The following is a 17453-nucleotide window of genomic DNA, read 5'->3' as shown; positions in this document are numbered from 1 at the left end:
CTTGTCTTTTTTAGACAATAACAATAAAACAATAATGACATTCTATAGAAAAAAAGGGGATTTATTTGCACCTTTTATGCCTATTATCTATTAAATACTAGACGACATCAGGCTTCAATGCATAAATTGCTCACTAAAAGCTTACGCTAAAAGCATTCATTTACTCTTTTGTCATGGCCGCAACAAGGGCCTCTAGGCTTTCATCAATAGTGAATTTTTCAGTGAGGGACTGCTGAAGAAACGTTCTAATATCTGGCATACGATAAATCGCTTGATCCAAGTCAGGATCACTGCCCTGGTTATAAGCACCAATAGCGATTAAATCCTGATTTTGCTGGTATTTTGAATAAAGCTGCTTAATACGCATCGCACCTTGTAAATGGGCTTCGCTCACAATATTGGGCATGGCTCGAGAAATGGATGCCTCTATATCAATAGCGGGATAGTGCCCTTCCTCTGCCAAACGACGCGACAAAACTAAATGACCATCTAGAATCGCACGAGCAGCGTCGGCAATAGGGTCTTGTTGGTCATCTCCTTCTGTTAACACTGTATAAAAAGCCGTTATGGAGCCACCACCATCGCGACCATTTCCCGCCCGTTCGACCAGCTGAGGTAATTTCGAAAAAACCGAGGGTGGATAGCCTTTGGTTGCGGGCGGTTCGCCGACCGACAAGGCAATTTCCCTCTGTGCTTGAGCATATCGCGTTAATGAATCCATCAAAAGCAAAACACTTTTCCCTTGATCTCGGTAATACTCTGCAATACGCGTGGTAAGCATTGCTGCTCGCAAGCGCATCAATGCAGAATCATCCGCTGGAGAAGCCACAACAACAGAGCGAGCCAACCCCTCTTCTCCCAAAATTTGTTCTATAAACTCCTTTACTTCTCGCCCCCGCTCACCAATCAAACCAACAACGGTGATGTCCGCTTCTGTAAAGCGCGTCATCATGCCCAACAGCATGCTTTTGCCCACCCCACTGCCTGCAAACAAGCCCAAACGCTGCCCTCTACCCACCGTCAGCAAGCTATTAATGGCTTTAATACCGACATCCAGCGGTTCACTAATCGGTTTACGTTGCAAAGGGTTGATAGCATCACACTGCAAGCCCACAGTATCTTTGGCTTTGACTACACCTTTACCATCCAGTGGCTTACCTAAACCATTAATCACACGGCCTAATAGCTCTTCTCCAATTGGTAACTTGCCTTCTTCAAGCATCGGTCGGACACGCGCCCCAGGAGAAATGCCGTCAATGGCCTCTGTAGGCATTAAATAGGTTAGGTTACCAGTAAAGCCAACCACTTCGGATTCAACCCACCGATCTTTACGGACTTGAACTAGGCAACGATCCCCCAAGGCTACAATACAACCTACCGCTTCCATGGTTAGCCCTACCATGCGCGTTACTTTTCCCTCCAACTGGGGGAGTATAGGAACAGAGGAGATATTGAGTAGCTTTTGCAAACGTTCTTCGAGAGTGGACACCAATAAGGCCTTATTCTTCGGAACTAGAAAGGTAACGCAGCTCATTACAGACGGCTTCTAAACGCTGTTCGACACGACCATCAACGTGAAATGACTTACAGTCCAGCACAAAACCGCCTTCGATCAGACTGTCATCAGGCTCAACTTGTATAGCGAGACGGCCATCGACGTCCAAAGACGCCAATACATCAACCGTATCAGGGTGAAGTTTCAGGCGTATACGCCCCTCAAATTCCCCCATTTGGTCAAAAATACGCGCCAACTGATCTTTCAATACACGATGGCCTTCTTCTTTCATTTGCGATAAGCAAATATTTTCAACCATTCGTACCATCGTTTTGTACAACAGATCTTCCACACCAGCACGACTCTCTTCCAAGGGATGGACAATTTCCTGAACCACGTTGGCTAACACGTTCTCTAACGTTTCTAACTGTGTTTTAGCCAAGGCGATGGCTTCAGAACGACCTTCTTCCGTGCCTTTTTCAACGCCTTTTTCAAATCCGGATTCAAAGCCATCTATCTCGCCTTGCGCACGGCCATCCTCATAACCTTTTGCATGGCCTTCCGACTCTCCTTGAATGAAACCTTCTTCATAGGCTGCGGATCTTATCTCTTCCAACTGGGACGCTGTCAAGGGCTCGTAAACCAAGCTATCGTGGTCTACTTCTTCCATCGTAACCGTTTCTTCTTCTTTCTGAACAAGAATACCAGGAGAGAAAGTCTTTTTTTCTTGATTACTTTCTAAATGTGGTAACTCCCAGCGTTCATAAGCGGTTAGCTTACGCTCGGAATCATCCTTTTTCTTATCTGACATTACTTAATTAAACCATCTGCTCACCGCCGCCACCGAGTACGATTTCCCCGTTTTCAGCGAGACGTCTGGCAACCGCCAGAATTTCTTTTTGAGCAACTTCCACTTCACTGACTCGAACTGGACCTTTTGCCTCAAGATCATCTTTAAGCATGTCCGCTGCACGAGATGACATATTTTTGAAGATCTTTTCTTGCATATCAGGATCAGCACCTTTGAGCGCCAAAATCAACGTTTCAGACTCCACTTCACGCAGAATCACCTGAATGCCACGATCATCCACATCCAATAAGTTGTCAAAGACAAACATAAGATCCTGAATAGTATTGGCTAAGTCTTCATCCACATCACGAATGGACTCCATCAACTCAGACTCAACAGAGCTATCAATAAAGTTCATGATATTAGCAGCGGTACGAACCCCGCCAATCGAAGTTGATTGGGTAGATTGATTTCCAGAAAACTGCCTTTCGAGAATATCGTTTAGTTCTTGCAAAGCCGCTGGTTGCACTGTTTCCAGCGAAGCGACCCGAAGCACAATATCCAAACGCACACGCTCATCAAAGTTTGCTAAAATATCTGCAGCTTGATCAGGATCCAAATAAGAGATAACAATGGCTTGAATCTGCGGGTGCTCATAACGAATAACGTCAGCAACAGCGCGCGGTTCCATCCACTTGAGCGTATCAAGACCAGTAGTGTTTCCGCCCAACAATATGCGATCAATCAAGCTACCTGCTTTTTCATCACCCAGCGCTTCTTTCAACATATTTCGAATATAGCCATCGGCGCCCAAACCAAGACCCGTTTGATCGCCAACCAAGACTAAAAAATCGTCTAATACTTTTTCTACTTGATGACGCTGCACATTAGATAGCTGCGCCATCGTTTGACCAATGCGTTGAACTTCCTTTGGTCCCATGTGCTTTAGAATTTGCGCAGCATCAGACTCACCCAACGACATCAACAGGATGGCGGCTTTTTCCAAGGAGCTTAAATCAGTTTGCCCAGTATTGCTCATTTACCCTTCCATCACCCATTGTTTAACAACCTGCGCCACCCGCTCTGGCTCTTCAGCAATCAGGCCACGAATTGCGTTAATCTGACGGTCAATCTTCTCCGGTGAACCTGGTACCATCACGTCTTCTGCACTGACCAAAGACACTTGATCATCGGATATTTCATCGGTCTCATCGGAGAAAATATTCGCTTCGGTATCCTCTGCAACGGCGATCTTGTTCTGATCACTAAGGGATTTCAAAATTGGGCGAACCACCACCAGTAATAACAATAGAACAAAAATCCCAACTAAGCTTGGCTTCAACAAATCCAAGAACCAAGTTTGCTTGTAAAAAGGCGGCTCTGGTGCGGGCTCTTGGGATTCAACAGGGGCAAACGGTGAATTAATAACACTGACACTGTCCCCTCTTGATGGGTCATAACCTACCGCATCACGAACCAAGAGTGTTAGACGCCCCAATTCTTCATCACTCCAAGGCGTTCTGACTACTTTATTCGTTTTGGGATCAATGGAAGTAATGTCATCAACTACAACAGCCACGGACAAGCGTTTAATTTTCCCTTGCTGATGTTTGGTATAACTAATACTTCGATCAAGCTCAAAATTTCGCGTTGTCTCGACTTTAGACTGACCATCCGTTACTTTATTCGTTGTTGAAGCGCCAATGGGCGAACCATTTTGATCAACTGTTTCTGGCACAGAAACGGCTCCTGGAGGCTGATTACTCAACGCTCCTGGTATACCACCATTTGCTGCTCCCCCAGTTTTATTTTCTTTCAGAGTCTGCTCACTGCGCAACGCCAGCAAATCAGGATTGTATTGTTCTGCGGTTTGCTCAACGGCATTAAAATCCACATCTGCTGACACTTCAGCTTTAAAATGTCCGCTTCCGACCACCGGATCAAGAATACTATTAACGCGCTGTTGCAGCGCATCTTCTACTTTTCGAGTGTATTCAAATTGCTTTCCAGCCACAGACAGATCCGATGACTTATCTTTTTCAGTTAAGAGGGTGCCTCTTTGATCCACTACGGTAACATTATCATCGGTTAATTCAGGAATACTCGAAGACACTAAGTTAACAATGGCGTCCACCTGACCAGAATCCAAACGACGGCCTGGGTAAAGCTCTACAAACACGGAAGCCGTTGGCTTTCGCGTGTCACGAACAAATACTGACTCTTTGGGAATAGCCAGGTGTACTCGTGCCGATTTAACACTTTGTAAGCTAGCAATGGTTTTACTTAACTCTCCCTCCAAGCCTAGCCGGTAACGAGCATTCTCAACGAACTGAGAGGTACCGAAACCTTGGTTTTTATCCATGATTTCCATACCAATATTCCTGTCAGAGACAATACCGGAACCCGCTAACTTAAGACGAGCTTGTTGATATTTATCAGATGCCACCAACAAAGCACCTGTGTTTTCGTCAATTTTGAAGGGAATACCGTTAGAATTGAGAAGGTCTACGATTTGGTCAGCATTATAATTTGTAATACTGCTCAGAACAGGTTTGTAATCCGTTCCATTTGACCACAGCACTGCCGCAAGCGCGATGGCAATAGACGCAGCAAGACCGACCATTAATGCTAACTGTCTGATGACGGTTAATTTATTAAAGCCTGTCAGAAGCTCAAGGTAGAGCTTTTGTTCTGATTGTTCTGCAGGGACATTATCCATTTAAAAGCGCCAAGCGATGTATCATACCTAAATAGGCATATTCATGATTTTTTCATACGCGTCGACCAGTTTGTTTCGTACTTGGGTCATAGCTTCAAATGAAACACTCGATTTTTGCAGACCTATCATCACTTGAGGCAAATCCACCCCTTGGTCTCCTCGCTCATAAGCCTGAGCAAGATTTGACGCATTCTTCTGCAACTCATTCACATTGTCGACTGCCGTTTTTAACATTTCTGCAAAATCTGGGCGCGCAATGGTATTGCTATCATCACCTTGTTCACCACTAATTTTAGCAATATTTGGCATCGACAAGTCGGGTGCTTGAACCTGCGCTTTCATCTCTCTCATTTGAGAAAGAACTTGATTAATGTCTGGTCTATTAGTGACCATACTTCCCACCTACAAAAAACGTGTATATATAGCTTAGCATAACATTCATAAAACTTAGCATATACAGATTTAAAAGAAGACTCAAAAATCAATCTACATCAATCCCACATTCTCGCATTTTAGCAATTTTATAGCGCAATGTCCTTGGACTGATGCCCAGCTTATCCGCGACAAGCTTGCGTTTTCCATTCGCATCAATCAAAGCTTGTGCAATAATTCTAAATTCATGCTGCTGAACGCCTTTTCCTAAGATAGATGCAGCACTATTTTCTTCCGGCTCTTCGTTGATATCACTGGCGGCAGGCGCACTCATCATATCAAAAACAATATGATCTTCATGTATCTGGCCATTGGGGCTCAAAATTAACGCCCGTTGAATCACATTATCCAGTTCACGAACATTGCCAGGCCAAGGGTGTGCTTCAAGCTTACTTTGTGCAGAGGGCTTTAGTACCGCATTAGTCACACGCATTTTTGCAGAATGCCTTTCTAATGAACTTTGCGCAATAGGTAAAATATCACCTTTACGTTCTCGAATGGGCAACCAACGCAAAGGAAAGACATTCAGACGGTAATATAAGTCTTCTCGGAATCCCCCTTCACGAACATATTCCGCCAAGTCTCGGTTCGTTGTGGCAATAATACGCACATCTAATGGGATGGCCTTTTTTCCTCCTAACCGTTCAACTTCTTGTTCCTGCAAAACACGCAATATTTTCGCTTGTAAGCCAATATCCATTTCAGAAATTTCATCCAGCAACAACGTCCCACCGTTAGCCTGCTCAAACTTCCCTGCCTGAGACGATACCGCCCCAGTATAAGCGCCTTTTTCATAGCCAAATAAAATAGCTTCCAGCATATTCTCAGGTATTGCCGCGCAGTTAATGGCCACAAAAGGGGATTTATGACGGTTGGATTCCTGATGAATATAGTTCGCTAATACTTCTTTACCAGTCCCACTTTCACCACAAATAAGAACCGTTGAATCCGTCACCGCGACACGCTTCGCCAACTCCAACATAGCAATGCTGGATGGATCTTTAGCAATGGGTTGATTTCCCTGAGCCACAACCTTTTTGACCGTGTATTTTTCAATTGCAGAAAGCAACTCGCTCTCTTGAAACGGCTTTAATAAATAATCCACTGCTCCATCGCGCATGGCTTCCACCGCATGAGCAATGTCACCATAAGCGGTCATCAGCATCATAGGTAACTCTGGATAGGTATCGATTACATGGCGTAATAACTCGTAGCCATCCATACCTGGCAAATTAACATCGGATACCACCATATCAAAGGCGCTTTGCTTAAGGGCTATGACAGCGTCTTCTGCAGAAAAAACCAGCTTACATTGATAACCAGCTAACATAAGGGTATCTTCTAATGCTTCCGCCAGCCCTTTATCATCTTCAACAATCAGTAATTTAACATCAGACATATCACACCTTTATAAGAGGAAGTTGCAGTGTTGCCGTCGTTCCAACACCCTCTTTACTATCTATTTCAAAAATCCCATGATGCGCTCTGGCAATCGCCTTCACCACCATCAGACCTAACCCCGTACCATGCTGCTTTGTGGTAACAAACCCTTCTTGAACATGCGCTAACTGCTCAGAGGACATACCCTTGCCATTATCAACAAACGAAAAGCGGATGACACTGCCATCACAATACCAACGAAGAAGGATATTAGTCCCCTCCGACTGAGCATCGATGGCATTGTTCAATAAATTTAATAAAGCACCTTTTAGTGTATCTTTATTACAGTGTATCCACACAGACGTGTTATCGCCTTCCCCATCGACCGTAAGTGTCATATTTTTTTGTTCGCACACTTCACGTCCTTCAACTACTAATTCCTCAAGAAATACTGCGCCATTTACATGATCACTCAATTTAATGTCACTGCGAGAGAAAATCAGCATATCGCGAATTTGACGCTCAATATTCGCCAGACGATCTGCCAATTTATCCGCAAAACGCTGGCGCATAATAGGGGATAAATCTGTTTTTTGCAGATGCCCTGCGTAAAGAGTAGCAGAAGAAAGAGGGGTACGAACTTGATGAGCCAAGGCTGCTACCATTTTTCCCATCGTCGATAAGCGTTCGTGATGCGTGAGCTTTTTTTGCAACAAATACGCTTCGGTCAAATCCACAAAAATCAATAATTGACCAGGAACATCACCTAGCGATGCGGTTTCTACGCGAACACGTCGACCCGATGTCATACTCACCTCATGACCATCATCTTTTTGAGGAGTAAAACATACAGGCACAATATCAGACCAAGACTCCCCAACCAATGCCATGTCAAAAAGCCCATCCGCTACAGGGTTCGCCATCACGATAATGCCTTCCGCATTAAGTAACAAAACCCCCACAGGCATGGATTCAAAGAGTTGCTGGAACTGTTGAACCAAAATACGGTTTTTATCTTGTTCTTCTCGACGATCTTGCTCTGATTTTTCAAGTTGTGCAGACAATTGTTCAACTTGCTTTTGTAAATCCAAATAGGACTTAGCGAGGATCTCAGATGACTCAGAAAACGCATAAAAAGCAGCCTTTAACTCGGCGATTTCTTCATCCTTAGTCACTAAAACTCCGACTTATCAATATTGTAACGGCGCATTTTTTCAATCAAGGTAGTACGCTGAATCTGCAAGTTTTGAGCGGCTTTTGACACTACCCCTTGCGCAGACACTAGAGCCTGACGAATCAACAACGCCTCTAAATGACGAACATGCAGATTCAAGTTCACCCCAGATGGCTGAGGCATACGGCGCCTCTGCTGAATTTCTTTAAGAATGCTCCACAAAGTCTGAGAGCGCCAAGGCAAAGGGCAAAACCATACATTGTCTTGGGGTATTATAGACAAAGTCTCACTGAGAGATACAATAGAAATGGATTCATCTAACTCGATTGACTCAATAGACTGACCTATCACAACAAAATCAGGCAACTGAAACGCAGTGAAAGAGGTACTGTGCTCTATGCCGATAAACGTCAGCACACTTGATACAGACATTAACTCTTCATCATCTAACCCACATAACCAGGCCTTCACGTTGCTACCCTCTGTTAATCTCAATAAGGTGTGCGACACACCTCTTAACCTAAATAATGCGAATTTTATCTAAGGTTTCAACCCTTAACCGTTAAATAAGAGCCTAACTCTAAAAAGGTCTTTTGATTATAGCTGAGCCAAGATATGATCAAACTCCTTATTTGCCGCTGTCTCCTCATCTTGCCAACTCAACGTACCTAACAAGGGGGCAGATAGTAAAGCTTGTAAACTGGCCAAGTTTTCCTCATAACGGAGCATACTCTCTTGACCGCCATTCGCCACCCAACCGGCTAAAGGCAACCCGTCCCGAACAATTGCTTCGGCACTTAATAACGCATGATTCAAACAACCCAACTTCATATTAACAACAAGGATCACAGGAAAACCAAGCGATTTCGCCAAATCGGATAACATCTCTCTATCATTTAATGGCACACGCCAACCACCCGCGCCTTCAATCAGTGCCAAGTCATTAGGTGTTAACAAAGCGCCTTTTAAATAACCTTCCAATCGAGAAACCGTCACCAATCGCCTCTCATCCGCTGCGGCAATATGCGGTGCGATGGCAGATTCTAACACTACTGGGTTGACTTGCTCATAGGGCAATTGAACACTGCTTGAGGACTGAATCAGTAACGCATCGTCATTACGCAATATACCATCAATCTTATCCGCCCCCGCCGCAATCGGTTTAAGTCCAAGAGAGCGCAGACCCGCACGCCCCGCAGCTCTTAATAGCCCTGTAGTGACATAGGTTTTACCCGCATCTGTATCCGTTGCAGTAACAAAAAACTTCTTTCCCATAAAACACTCTACTCTCTTCTCTAACCAAAAAACCTTTCATTCCAAACATCTTTAAGCAAAGTGTTCGGTCAATTTCTAACAGGCTTTTTGCGCCACAATAAACGCCACTTGATAACTTAACGGCACCCCAGCAGTTTGACGCAACTGAGCGTATTGCCTTAAAAAGGCCCGCCATTTCGACGGCGACATACCTTTCGACGCTTGACCTCTTACCAACCCAGCACCTACTTTTTTAATAGAATCAACGGCCTCTTCTGGCGAATCAAACCACATGGTTATGGGTTCTAAAACAGCATCATCTATTGTCCAGCCGCCTTTCCCTACCTGCTCAAGCAAAGACGTATAAGTAGCGTATTGATTCACATGGATGTTGTCATCTAACCCTTTCCACGCCTGATCAATTTGTGGCATAGAGCCATGACAAAGAGTGGAAAACACTATATAACCACCAGGCTTGACAGCCCGATACAAACCATCAAATAAGACGTCAGGGCAAAGACACCATTGCAATGCAAGGCTCGATAACACCAAATCAAATGCTTCATCCACAAAGGGCAAAGCTTCGGCATCAGCACAGATAAAAGATGTCGCCTGAGAAGGGGCTGCCATTCTGGCTTGCGACAACATTTGCTGCGACAGATCCATGGCAACCAAACGATCAGGAGAGAATAAAGAGCGCAGCAAAGGAATAGCTCGTCCTGTCCCTGTCCCCAGATCTAACACAGAGTCCACCTTTATCATCGGCAGCACTTGGAATAGGCGCTCAAGAACTTGTTGCTGAAAACGTGCGTAAACATCATAAGTCACAGCTGCACGGTCAAAGCGCTGGGCAACTTGTTGCTTATACGACGTTAGATTTTCACGACTAGAGAGAGTTGGCATCAATAAATTGTTCAATATGACGTAAACAGACAGACTCATTTTCCATAAAACTTTGATGCGCCACATCAGGCATAACAATCACTTCTTGATGTGGATTCACATCGGCTTGAGTGGTTAATGTTTGATAAGAAACAAGCCCATCACACTGCCCAAGAATATGAAGATTAGGACGATCTAAAAGCGACCATTCGCGTCGCACATCTAACGTTCTCAACAAACGCAAACCACCTACCAAAGCCGCTTTGTTCAGCGTGCTAGTCGGTAACAAAGGCTGCAACTGTTTTACCAGTGTTCGCTCATTAGCCGCCCCTTTGGTTTGCAACATCACAAAACGCTTTAGACCTTGCTCTGGCTGATTCGCTGTTAACGTCGCAAAATCATCAAATAACGAGACCTCCATCCCATGAGGCCATCCCTCTCGCTGCAAGAAACTAGGCGAAGCGGATAAGGTGATCAATCCCTTCACACAACTTGAACGCCGTGCCGCCACATACGCCGACACCATGCCACCAAGCGACCAACCGATCCACCAGCAATGCTTCGGTGCCACCGCAATCAACTGCTCGCTCAACGCATCAATATCGTAATTAGGGCCAATTCGAGTACGGCTAATCCAACTTTCATCCAACGACACTCCTGGCAAGTTAGCCAAAACGACATAAAACCTACTACTCAAACGCTCCGCTAAAGGACGCATGGTTTCCTTTGGCATTCCCCAGCCAGGTACCATAAAAATTGCTGGATTCGTCGAATCCCCTAACTGCTCTGTTTCTATTGGTCTGCGCATGTTTCCCCTTCAGCTCAACTAACCTTTACTTAACTAGGACTTATTCGCACTTTGCCTTAACGACCAATACCGACTCTAGCGAATCACATAATAAAACCACATCTTCTTTACTATGTGAGGCACTCAACGTAATACGCAGTCGAGCACTGCCAATGGGAACCGTTGGCGGACGAATCGCCGTACACCATACCCCCAAGGCCTTTAATGCCTCGCTCGCTCTAAGCGCTTTATCACTATCACCAATAATAATTGGTTGTATCGCCGTATCTGATGACATCAAAAGAACAGGAAGTTCAGCCATTCGTTGACGGAAATAACGAATATGACTGGCTAAGATTGCTCGCCGCTCCTCCCCTTCATCTGACCGAATCAGACGCAAAGCCGCCAAGGTTGCACCCGCTATCGCAGGTGACATAGAGGTAGTGTATATGTAAGGGCGAGCAAATTGTGTCAAATAATCAGCAATTTCATTCGATGTGGCCACAAAAGCCCCTGATGTGCCAAATGCTTTGCCAAAGGTACCCACCAAGACAGGTACAGAATGTGAATCCAAGCTCTCTAGAGAAAGACTGCCGCGCCCATTATTGCCCAAACAACCTAATCCATGGGCATCATCGACCATAAAAAGCCAATCTTCTTCCTGAGCTAATGCCGCTAAGGAGGCTAAGGGAGCAAGATCGCCATCCATACTAAACACGCCATCTGTCACCAATAAACCGGGGGTTGCGATTTTCTGCAGCAATCTTCGAGCACTGGACACATCACCATGAAGGTAACGGCGTAGTGGTGATTGAGCCAATACGCTACCATCAATTAAAGAGGCATGATTAAGCTTATCTTGAACCACTGGTCGCGATTTCGCAGCCAACGCAGAAATCACGCCTAAATTGGCCATATAACCAGTACTAAATAACATCACCCTCTCATAACCGAGCCAATCAGCCAACGCATCTTCTAACGCTTGATGGGGAGCTAAATGACCACAAACTAAATGCGATGCGCCCCCACCGACACCATATTGCTCTGCGCTAGCCTGTACAGCTCGAATCAAATCAGGGTGATTAGCCAATCCCAAGTAATCATTTGAACAAAAAGAAGTATAAGTAGAACCGTTAAATCGCGCAGTTGGTGTTTGTGGACCATCTAATGTCACCGTTTGACGCAGTAAGGCCTGTTGACGGCGCTCGTCAAGTGCCGTCTTTATCCAGGATGGTGTATTAGGCATTGGCATCGTAAAACAGTTTAGATTCTTCCTGCTTCACAACCTGATCAGCAATGGCTTCCATCACTGCTTGGTCTGAATGCTCTTCACGCTTTTCAGGAGTAATACCCAATTTGCTGAATAAATTCATGTCTTTATCCGCTTCTGGGTTGGCTGTAGTCAGTAATTTTTCACCATAAAAAATAGAATTAGCACCCGCCATAAAACACAAGGCTTGCGTTTGCTCACTCATACCTTGGCGACCAGCGGACAAGCGCACATGAGACATCGGCATGACAATACGCGCTACCGCAATGGTGCGGATAAACTCGAACTCATCAAGGTCCTCCACATTAGCCATTGGCGTCCCTTCCACTTTTACCAACATATTAATTGGCACACTTTCAGGGTGGGGTGTCATTTGAGACAACTGGCGAATCAGACCCACACGATCTTTTTGCTCTTCTCCCATCCCCATAATACCGCCACAGCATAATTTAATGCCTGAATCACGTACTCGAGACAAGGTATCTAGACGATCTTGATAAGTACGGGTCGTGATAATACTGTCGTAAAATTCTGCCGACGTATCCAAGTTGTGGTTGTAATAATCTAAGCCAACGTCTGATAAACGCTGTGCTTGCTCATCGCTCAACGTACCGAGCGTGACACAAGATTCAAGCCCTAAGGCTTTTACACCTTTGATCATTTCGAGTACATAGGGAAAATCTTTTTCTGAGGGATGCTTCCAAGCTGCCCCCATACAGAAACGGCTCGCGCCCTTTTCTTTGGCCAACTGTGCATCTTCCAGCACCTTTTGAACTTCCATCAGTTTCTCTTTTTCCAGCTCTGTATTGTAATGCCCACTCTGTGGGCAATATTTACAATCCTCTGGACAAGCACCCGTCTTAATTGATAATAACGTACTCACCTGAACTTCATTGGGTGCAAAGTTTTGACGATGGACCGTTTGAGCGCGAAACATCAGATCCATAAAAGGTAGATTAAAAAGCTCTGTAATTTCAGCATGAGTCCAATCAAAACGTGGCTCAATCAAGTTAGTGACAGGCATAATATCCTCAAAAAATATAGCGTTAAGGATGGCAATACTAATGGACTGGAGACAACTGTCAACCTCATTTTTACCCAAGGTTTACTATAGTATATTTTCAAAACAATGCAGTATTTGCCAATCTCACAGTCAAACAGCCGTTTGTAAGTATTGCAAAGTAGGGTTTGAACACAATCGCCATGCTTGTTCTGTCTGCCAACGCCCCCTATCGCAACAACAGATAGCGCAACAACAGATAGCCCAACATGCCTCCCAACAAAGTCTATGTGGAAAATGCCAAGTAGCCCCACCCCCCTATTATCGCTGTTTAGCTCCCTTACGCTACGAAGGGACAACAAGAATCTTGATTCAAAATATTAAATTTCACCAACAAGCCCACTTTATTCAACCACTAATGGAAATAGTGAGAGATCACCTCGTCACCTATTATTCACAAAACGCACCTTGGCCAAACCAAATAGTATTCGTACCAAGCCATCCGCAGCGCATAAAAGAACGCGGTTTCTGTCAAACCCAAATAATGGTCAACACATTGCATTCCCTTCTCAAATCCACCCTAACCAGCGACCTCCCTTACATAGCTACTCGCAACCCAATACACAAAAGTGTTCACACACAAGCACAACACACTTTAAGTCGAAAACTGCGCATACAAAACCAACAAGGTGTGTACCAAGTTCAAGGACCAATAGAAGAACACGTTGCGTTATTCGACGACGTCATGACCACAGGCAGCACATTAGAGAGCTGCACTAAGGCACTACAAAGAAAAGGCGCAAAACGCGTCGACATATGGGTTATTGCTAGAACCCCCGATGATAAACACGGCTAAATTGTCCCGTCTCAGAGTCAGTTTACTCTCTTTGAACACGACAGACTGGTGGCAAAGATACGTCGCTTTGTTTAGACTCCAAGCGCCTCTACAAGAAGAAATGGTTTTACAATGCAAGATTATCCCTCCCATCAAAACTATATAGAGCTAGACAAACAACTGCTTTGGCACCCTTATACCTCAATGAGCACACCAACGCCCCAGTATTTGGTGGAACGTGCTTTAGGCTGCGAAATTCATTTGGCTAGCGGTCAAACACTGATCGATGGTATGTCCTCTTGGTGGAGCGTCATCCATGGCTATAACCACCCAACCATGAACCAAGCAATGAAACAGCAGATCGATCAATTTTCCCATGTTATGTTTGGCGGGCTGACACACAAACCCGCCATTGACCTCGCCCAAAAATTGGTTGCTATGACAGCAAAGTCCCTGACGCGCGTATTCTTCTCCGACTCGGGTTCCGTCTCGGTAGAGGTAGCATTAAAAATGGCCATCCAGTATTGGCATACCCAAGGTAAAGCAGACAAACAATTCTTTGCCACCCCCAAAAGTGGTTACCATGGCGATACTTTTGCTGCCATGTCTGTCTGCGATCCTGAAAATGGCATGCATAACTTATTCAATGGAGCTGTCACCCAGCAGTACTTTGTCTCTCCACCACCAACAGGCATAGACACTCCCATTAAAGACAGTTATATCGACGAAATTCGTGCTCTTTTCACTACCAAACATAACAAGATTGCCGGTTTTATCATTGAGCCCGTCGTACAAAATGCGGGCGGTATGCGTTTCTACAATCCCGACTATCTCAACCGTCTTCGAGCACTCTGTGATGAGTTTGATATTCTCTTAATTTTCGATGAAATCGCCACCGGATTTGGCCGGACAGGCAAACCATTTGCAACAGATCACACCGCCATTAGCCCAGACATCATGTGTGTTGGCAAAGCGCTAACCGGGGGTTATATTACCTTAGCCGCCACACTGGCCAGCGACAAAGTCGCCCTTGGCATCAGTGATAATGGCGGCGTCTTTATGCATGGCCCAACCTTCATGGGAAACCCTCTAGCTTGTTCTGCGGCCAATGCTAGCCTCGAATTATTGGCGAGCTACGACATAGAAAAGACTGTCAAACGAATAGAAGATTGGATGAAGGAGGCACTAGAACCTTGCCGCACCTTAGATCAGGTACAAGATGTGCGCTGCTTTGGAGCAATTGGTGTCGTTGAGTTAAAACAAGCGGTTAATCAGCATGAAATACAACCAAAATTTGTTGAACAGGGTGTTTGGATAAGGCCATTTGGCAAACTGATTTACTTGATGCCTCCCTATATCATCACTAAAGAACAAATCAACACGTTAGGAAAAGCAATTTACAAAGTCGCCAGTGAAGAAGCCAACCCAGTATAAAGGTTGGCCTCTCTATCAACTTACAAACCTAACGACCATCAAAACTGACCTATCGCCAAAACCAACGGCTAGAAAATCTCACCTGGCGATAAATCAAACTTCTTCAAGTCCGATTTGTCGTATTCAATGGCCCCATCATTAATGGGTTTATCATCCGTTTGCATTTTCGGTCTCGACAGATCATTTTGCCTGATAACGATTTCCACACGTCGATTCATTGCTCGATGTGCTGGCGTATCATTTGGCACCAAAGGTCGGGTATCAGCGTAACCAACTACCGCAAAGCGATTTTGATCCAACCTACCATCAGCAAATAACTCTTCCGCCACTGACAAGGCACGGGCGGATGATAATGCCCAGTTTGATTTAAACTTCTTACTGACAATAGGCACATTATCGGTATGCCCCTCAACAGAGATTGTCCCTTTAATACCGACTAAAACATCACGAATCATATCGATCACGGGGATAAAATCGTAGTTTAATTCCGCCGACCCAGATTTAAATGAGCCATTATCTTTCAAACGAATCGTGATAGTTTGTTCCTGCGTTTCAACCTCAACGGTTCCTTTAGAAATTTCCTCTCGCAATACAGAAGCTACTTGCTGCGCATCTTCTTCCGTTTGCTTAATTTTCTTTTCTTGTTCCAAGTTCGCTTTCGATTGGTCCACAAAAATCTGTTTAGACGGCAAACCAGCACTGTCTTTATTGTTTAAATCCGCTTGACCTGGTTTACACAGAACTTCTAGCGTATTTTTAGGAACGTTATCCGTTTTTTGTCTAACCTCGTTAATAGGTGTAGGATCCGGCCTTCCGGGACTAAACTCTTGGGCAATAATGGATGTTCCCATAGGAATGGATTCAGCCTTTACCTCTTTTTGAACGCCAAATGCCTCACGCATGGACCCAGCTAGTTGTTTAAATTTTAAAACATCCATTTCAGAAAAAGACAGTAACAGCACAAAGAAACACATCAATAGAGACATTAAGTCTGCGAATGTCCCCATATAAGCTGGTAAGCCTTCTACGCACTCAGGACATTCTTGTTCTTCTTCATCACTCATTTAGTTAATCCGGTCACAACTTGACAATTCATTAACAGCTGGGTTATTCGCGTTCAACACGCTTACCTTCTGCAATATAGGTTTTCAACACGCCGTCGATAACACGAGGATTTTGCCCAGTTTGAATGGCTAACAAGGCATCAAGAATCAGCTTCTGGCAGGTTAACTCTTCGTTTGCACGATTCATTAGTTTCGCTTGTAGAGGCAAACACACCATGTTTGCTAACATCGCACCATATAAGGTAGTCAGCAATGCAACGGCCATAGCAGGACCTATGGCCTTAGGGTCACTCATATTGGCCAACATCTGCACCAGCCCCACTAGTGTTCCGATCATCCCCATGGCTGGGCCTGTGTCACCAAACGCTTTAAAGATTTTCGCGCCATTGTCATGACGGGTAAACGACATACTCATGTCTTTAGACAGTTGGGCACGAACCACACTGCCATCGTGACCATCGACGAGCATTTGAATACCTTTAGATAAAAAAGGATGGCTAACCTCCTTGCCTTCCAAAGATAATAAACCACCTTTTCGAGCTTCATCAGCTAAAGCATAAATTTCATCGATTAATGCATCTAGAGGCACACTTTTAAACATAAATGCTTTTACAACCACTTTGCCAGTTGATAAAAACTGACTTAAGGGATACTGAATGAGCACAACAAAAAGCGAACCAACCAGTACAATCAAGATGGAGGCTGGGTCGATAAACTCACCTAGCGATCCCCCTAACAGGATGGCCATAAAAACAATTGCTAACGAACCAACAAGCCCGATTAACGTTGCGATATCCACACACGTCTCCTACAAAAAAAGCTATAATGCTCAACAGTTTTCCTAATTCTAAACGAAAGAGAAGAGAAGGTTCACTCCTTGATCCTTTATTTTTGTAATTTCCCTACAATTGAACTCGAAGATTTCGTCTTTTTCTGT

At 44.6% G+C, this 17453-nt stretch carries 17 protein-coding genes; 2 read left to right on the top strand and 15 right to left on the bottom strand.

Annotated elements, in window-relative coordinates; genetic code table 11:
* Positions 1-160: 160 nt before the first annotated feature.
* The 13 genes from fliI to bioB all read right to left on the bottom strand — a co-directional run bounded on the left by fliI (position 161) and on the right by bioB (position 13207).
* Positions 161-1534, bottom strand: a complete 1374-nt coding sequence (gene fliI / locus JHD45_RS12800; RefSeq protein ID WP_199476912.1) for a flagellar protein export ATPase FliI — start codon at positions 1532-1534, stop codon at positions 161-163.
* Complete coding sequence (locus JHD45_RS12795) at positions 1500-2306, bottom strand: FliH/SctL family protein (protein WP_199476911.1); 807 nt, start codon at positions 2304-2306, stop codon at positions 1500-1502. Before JHD45_RS12795 ends, fliI begins: the two co-directional genes overlap by 35 nt.
* Before the next feature lie 7 nt (positions 2307-2313).
* Complete coding sequence (gene fliG, locus JHD45_RS12790; protein ID WP_199476910.1) at positions 2314-3324, bottom strand: flagellar motor switch protein FliG; 1011 nt, start codon at positions 3322-3324, stop codon at positions 2314-2316.
* Complete coding sequence (gene fliF, locus JHD45_RS12785; RefSeq protein ID WP_199476909.1) at positions 3325-5004, bottom strand: flagellar basal-body MS-ring/collar protein FliF; 1680 nt, start codon at positions 5002-5004, stop codon at positions 3325-3327.
* A 27-nt stretch (positions 5005-5031) separates the two neighbouring features.
* Complete coding sequence (fliE, locus tag JHD45_RS12780) at positions 5032-5397, bottom strand: flagellar hook-basal body complex protein FliE (protein ID WP_199476908.1); 366 nt, start codon at positions 5395-5397, stop codon at positions 5032-5034.
* An 88-nt stretch (positions 5398-5485) separates the two neighbouring features.
* Positions 5486-6835: a sigma-54-dependent transcriptional regulator gene (locus tag JHD45_RS12775; protein ID WP_199476907.1), complete on the bottom strand. Its 1350-nt coding sequence runs from the start codon at positions 6833-6835 to the stop codon at positions 5486-5488.
* Position 6836: 1 nt separating this feature from the next.
* Positions 6837-7991, bottom strand: coding sequence for a sensor histidine kinase (locus JHD45_RS22555; protein ID WP_199476906.1), 1155 nt, complete (start codon positions 7989-7991; stop codon positions 6837-6839).
* Positions 7991-8461: a helix-turn-helix domain-containing protein gene (locus tag JHD45_RS22550; protein ID WP_199476905.1), complete on the bottom strand. Its 471-nt coding sequence runs from the start codon at positions 8459-8461 to the stop codon at positions 7991-7993. The genes JHD45_RS22555 and JHD45_RS22550 overlap by 1 nt, the downstream gene beginning before the upstream one ends.
* 126 nt (positions 8462-8587) lie before the next feature.
* Complete coding sequence (gene bioD, locus JHD45_RS12760; protein ID WP_199476904.1) at positions 8588-9265, bottom strand: dethiobiotin synthase; 678 nt, start codon at positions 9263-9265, stop codon at positions 8588-8590.
* A 75-nt stretch (positions 9266-9340) separates the two neighbouring features.
* A complete protein-coding gene (gene bioC, locus JHD45_RS12755; RefSeq protein ID WP_233407812.1) occupies positions 9341-10186 on the bottom strand; it encodes a malonyl-ACP O-methyltransferase BioC in 846 nt (281 codons plus the stop codon).
* Positions 10131-10934 carry an alpha/beta fold hydrolase gene (locus tag JHD45_RS12750; protein WP_199476903.1) on the bottom strand — a complete coding sequence of 268 codons (804 nt, stop codon included), beginning with the start codon at positions 10932-10934 and terminating at the stop codon, positions 10131-10133. The genes bioC and JHD45_RS12750 overlap by 56 nt, the downstream gene beginning before the upstream one ends.
* Before the next feature lie 40 nt (positions 10935-10974).
* The gene (gene bioF / locus JHD45_RS12745; RefSeq protein ID WP_418903782.1) at positions 10975-12159 is read right to left on the bottom strand and encodes an 8-amino-7-oxononanoate synthase; all 1185 of its coding nucleotides are present in this window, start codon (positions 12157-12159) and stop codon (positions 10975-10977) included.
* The gene (bioB, locus tag JHD45_RS12740; protein WP_199476901.1) at positions 12152-13207 is read right to left on the bottom strand and encodes a biotin synthase BioB; all 1056 of its coding nucleotides are present in this window, start codon (positions 13205-13207) and stop codon (positions 12152-12154) included. Before bioB ends, bioF begins: the two co-directional genes overlap by 8 nt.
* Before the next feature lie 343 nt (positions 13208-13550).
* Here bioB and JHD45_RS22300 point away from each other — a divergent pair, with 343 nt between their 5' ends.
* Positions 13551-14039 (top strand): ComF family protein, encoded by a 489-nt coding sequence (locus tag JHD45_RS22300; RefSeq protein ID WP_233407811.1) that lies wholly within the window; start codon positions 13551-13553, stop codon positions 14037-14039.
* Between the two features lie 111 nt (positions 14040-14150).
* Positions 14151-15452: an adenosylmethionine--8-amino-7-oxononanoate transaminase gene (gene bioA, locus JHD45_RS12730; protein ID WP_199476899.1), complete on the top strand. Its 1302-nt coding sequence runs from the start codon at positions 14151-14153 to the stop codon at positions 15450-15452.
* Between the two features lie 68 nt (positions 15453-15520).
* Here the strand turns inward: bioA and JHD45_RS12725 are convergent, their stop codons facing one another.
* Positions 15521-16516, bottom strand: a complete 996-nt coding sequence (locus tag JHD45_RS12725; protein WP_199476898.1) for a flagellar motor protein MotB — start codon at positions 16514-16516, stop codon at positions 15521-15523.
* A 43-nt stretch (positions 16517-16559) separates the two neighbouring features.
* The gene (pomA, locus tag JHD45_RS12720; RefSeq protein WP_199476897.1) at positions 16560-17315 is read right to left on the bottom strand and encodes a flagellar motor protein PomA; all 756 of its coding nucleotides are present in this window, start codon (positions 17313-17315) and stop codon (positions 16560-16562) included.
* Between the last annotated feature and the right edge of the window lie 138 nt (positions 17316-17453).

Origin of the sequence: Marinomonas spartinae, from assembly GCF_016461715.1 — a bacterium.
In the GTDB taxonomy this organism is placed as follows: Bacteria; Pseudomonadota; Gammaproteobacteria; order Pseudomonadales; family Marinomonadaceae; genus Marinomonas; species Marinomonas spartinae_A.
This window is presented reverse-complemented; position numbering and strand designations above follow the sequence as displayed.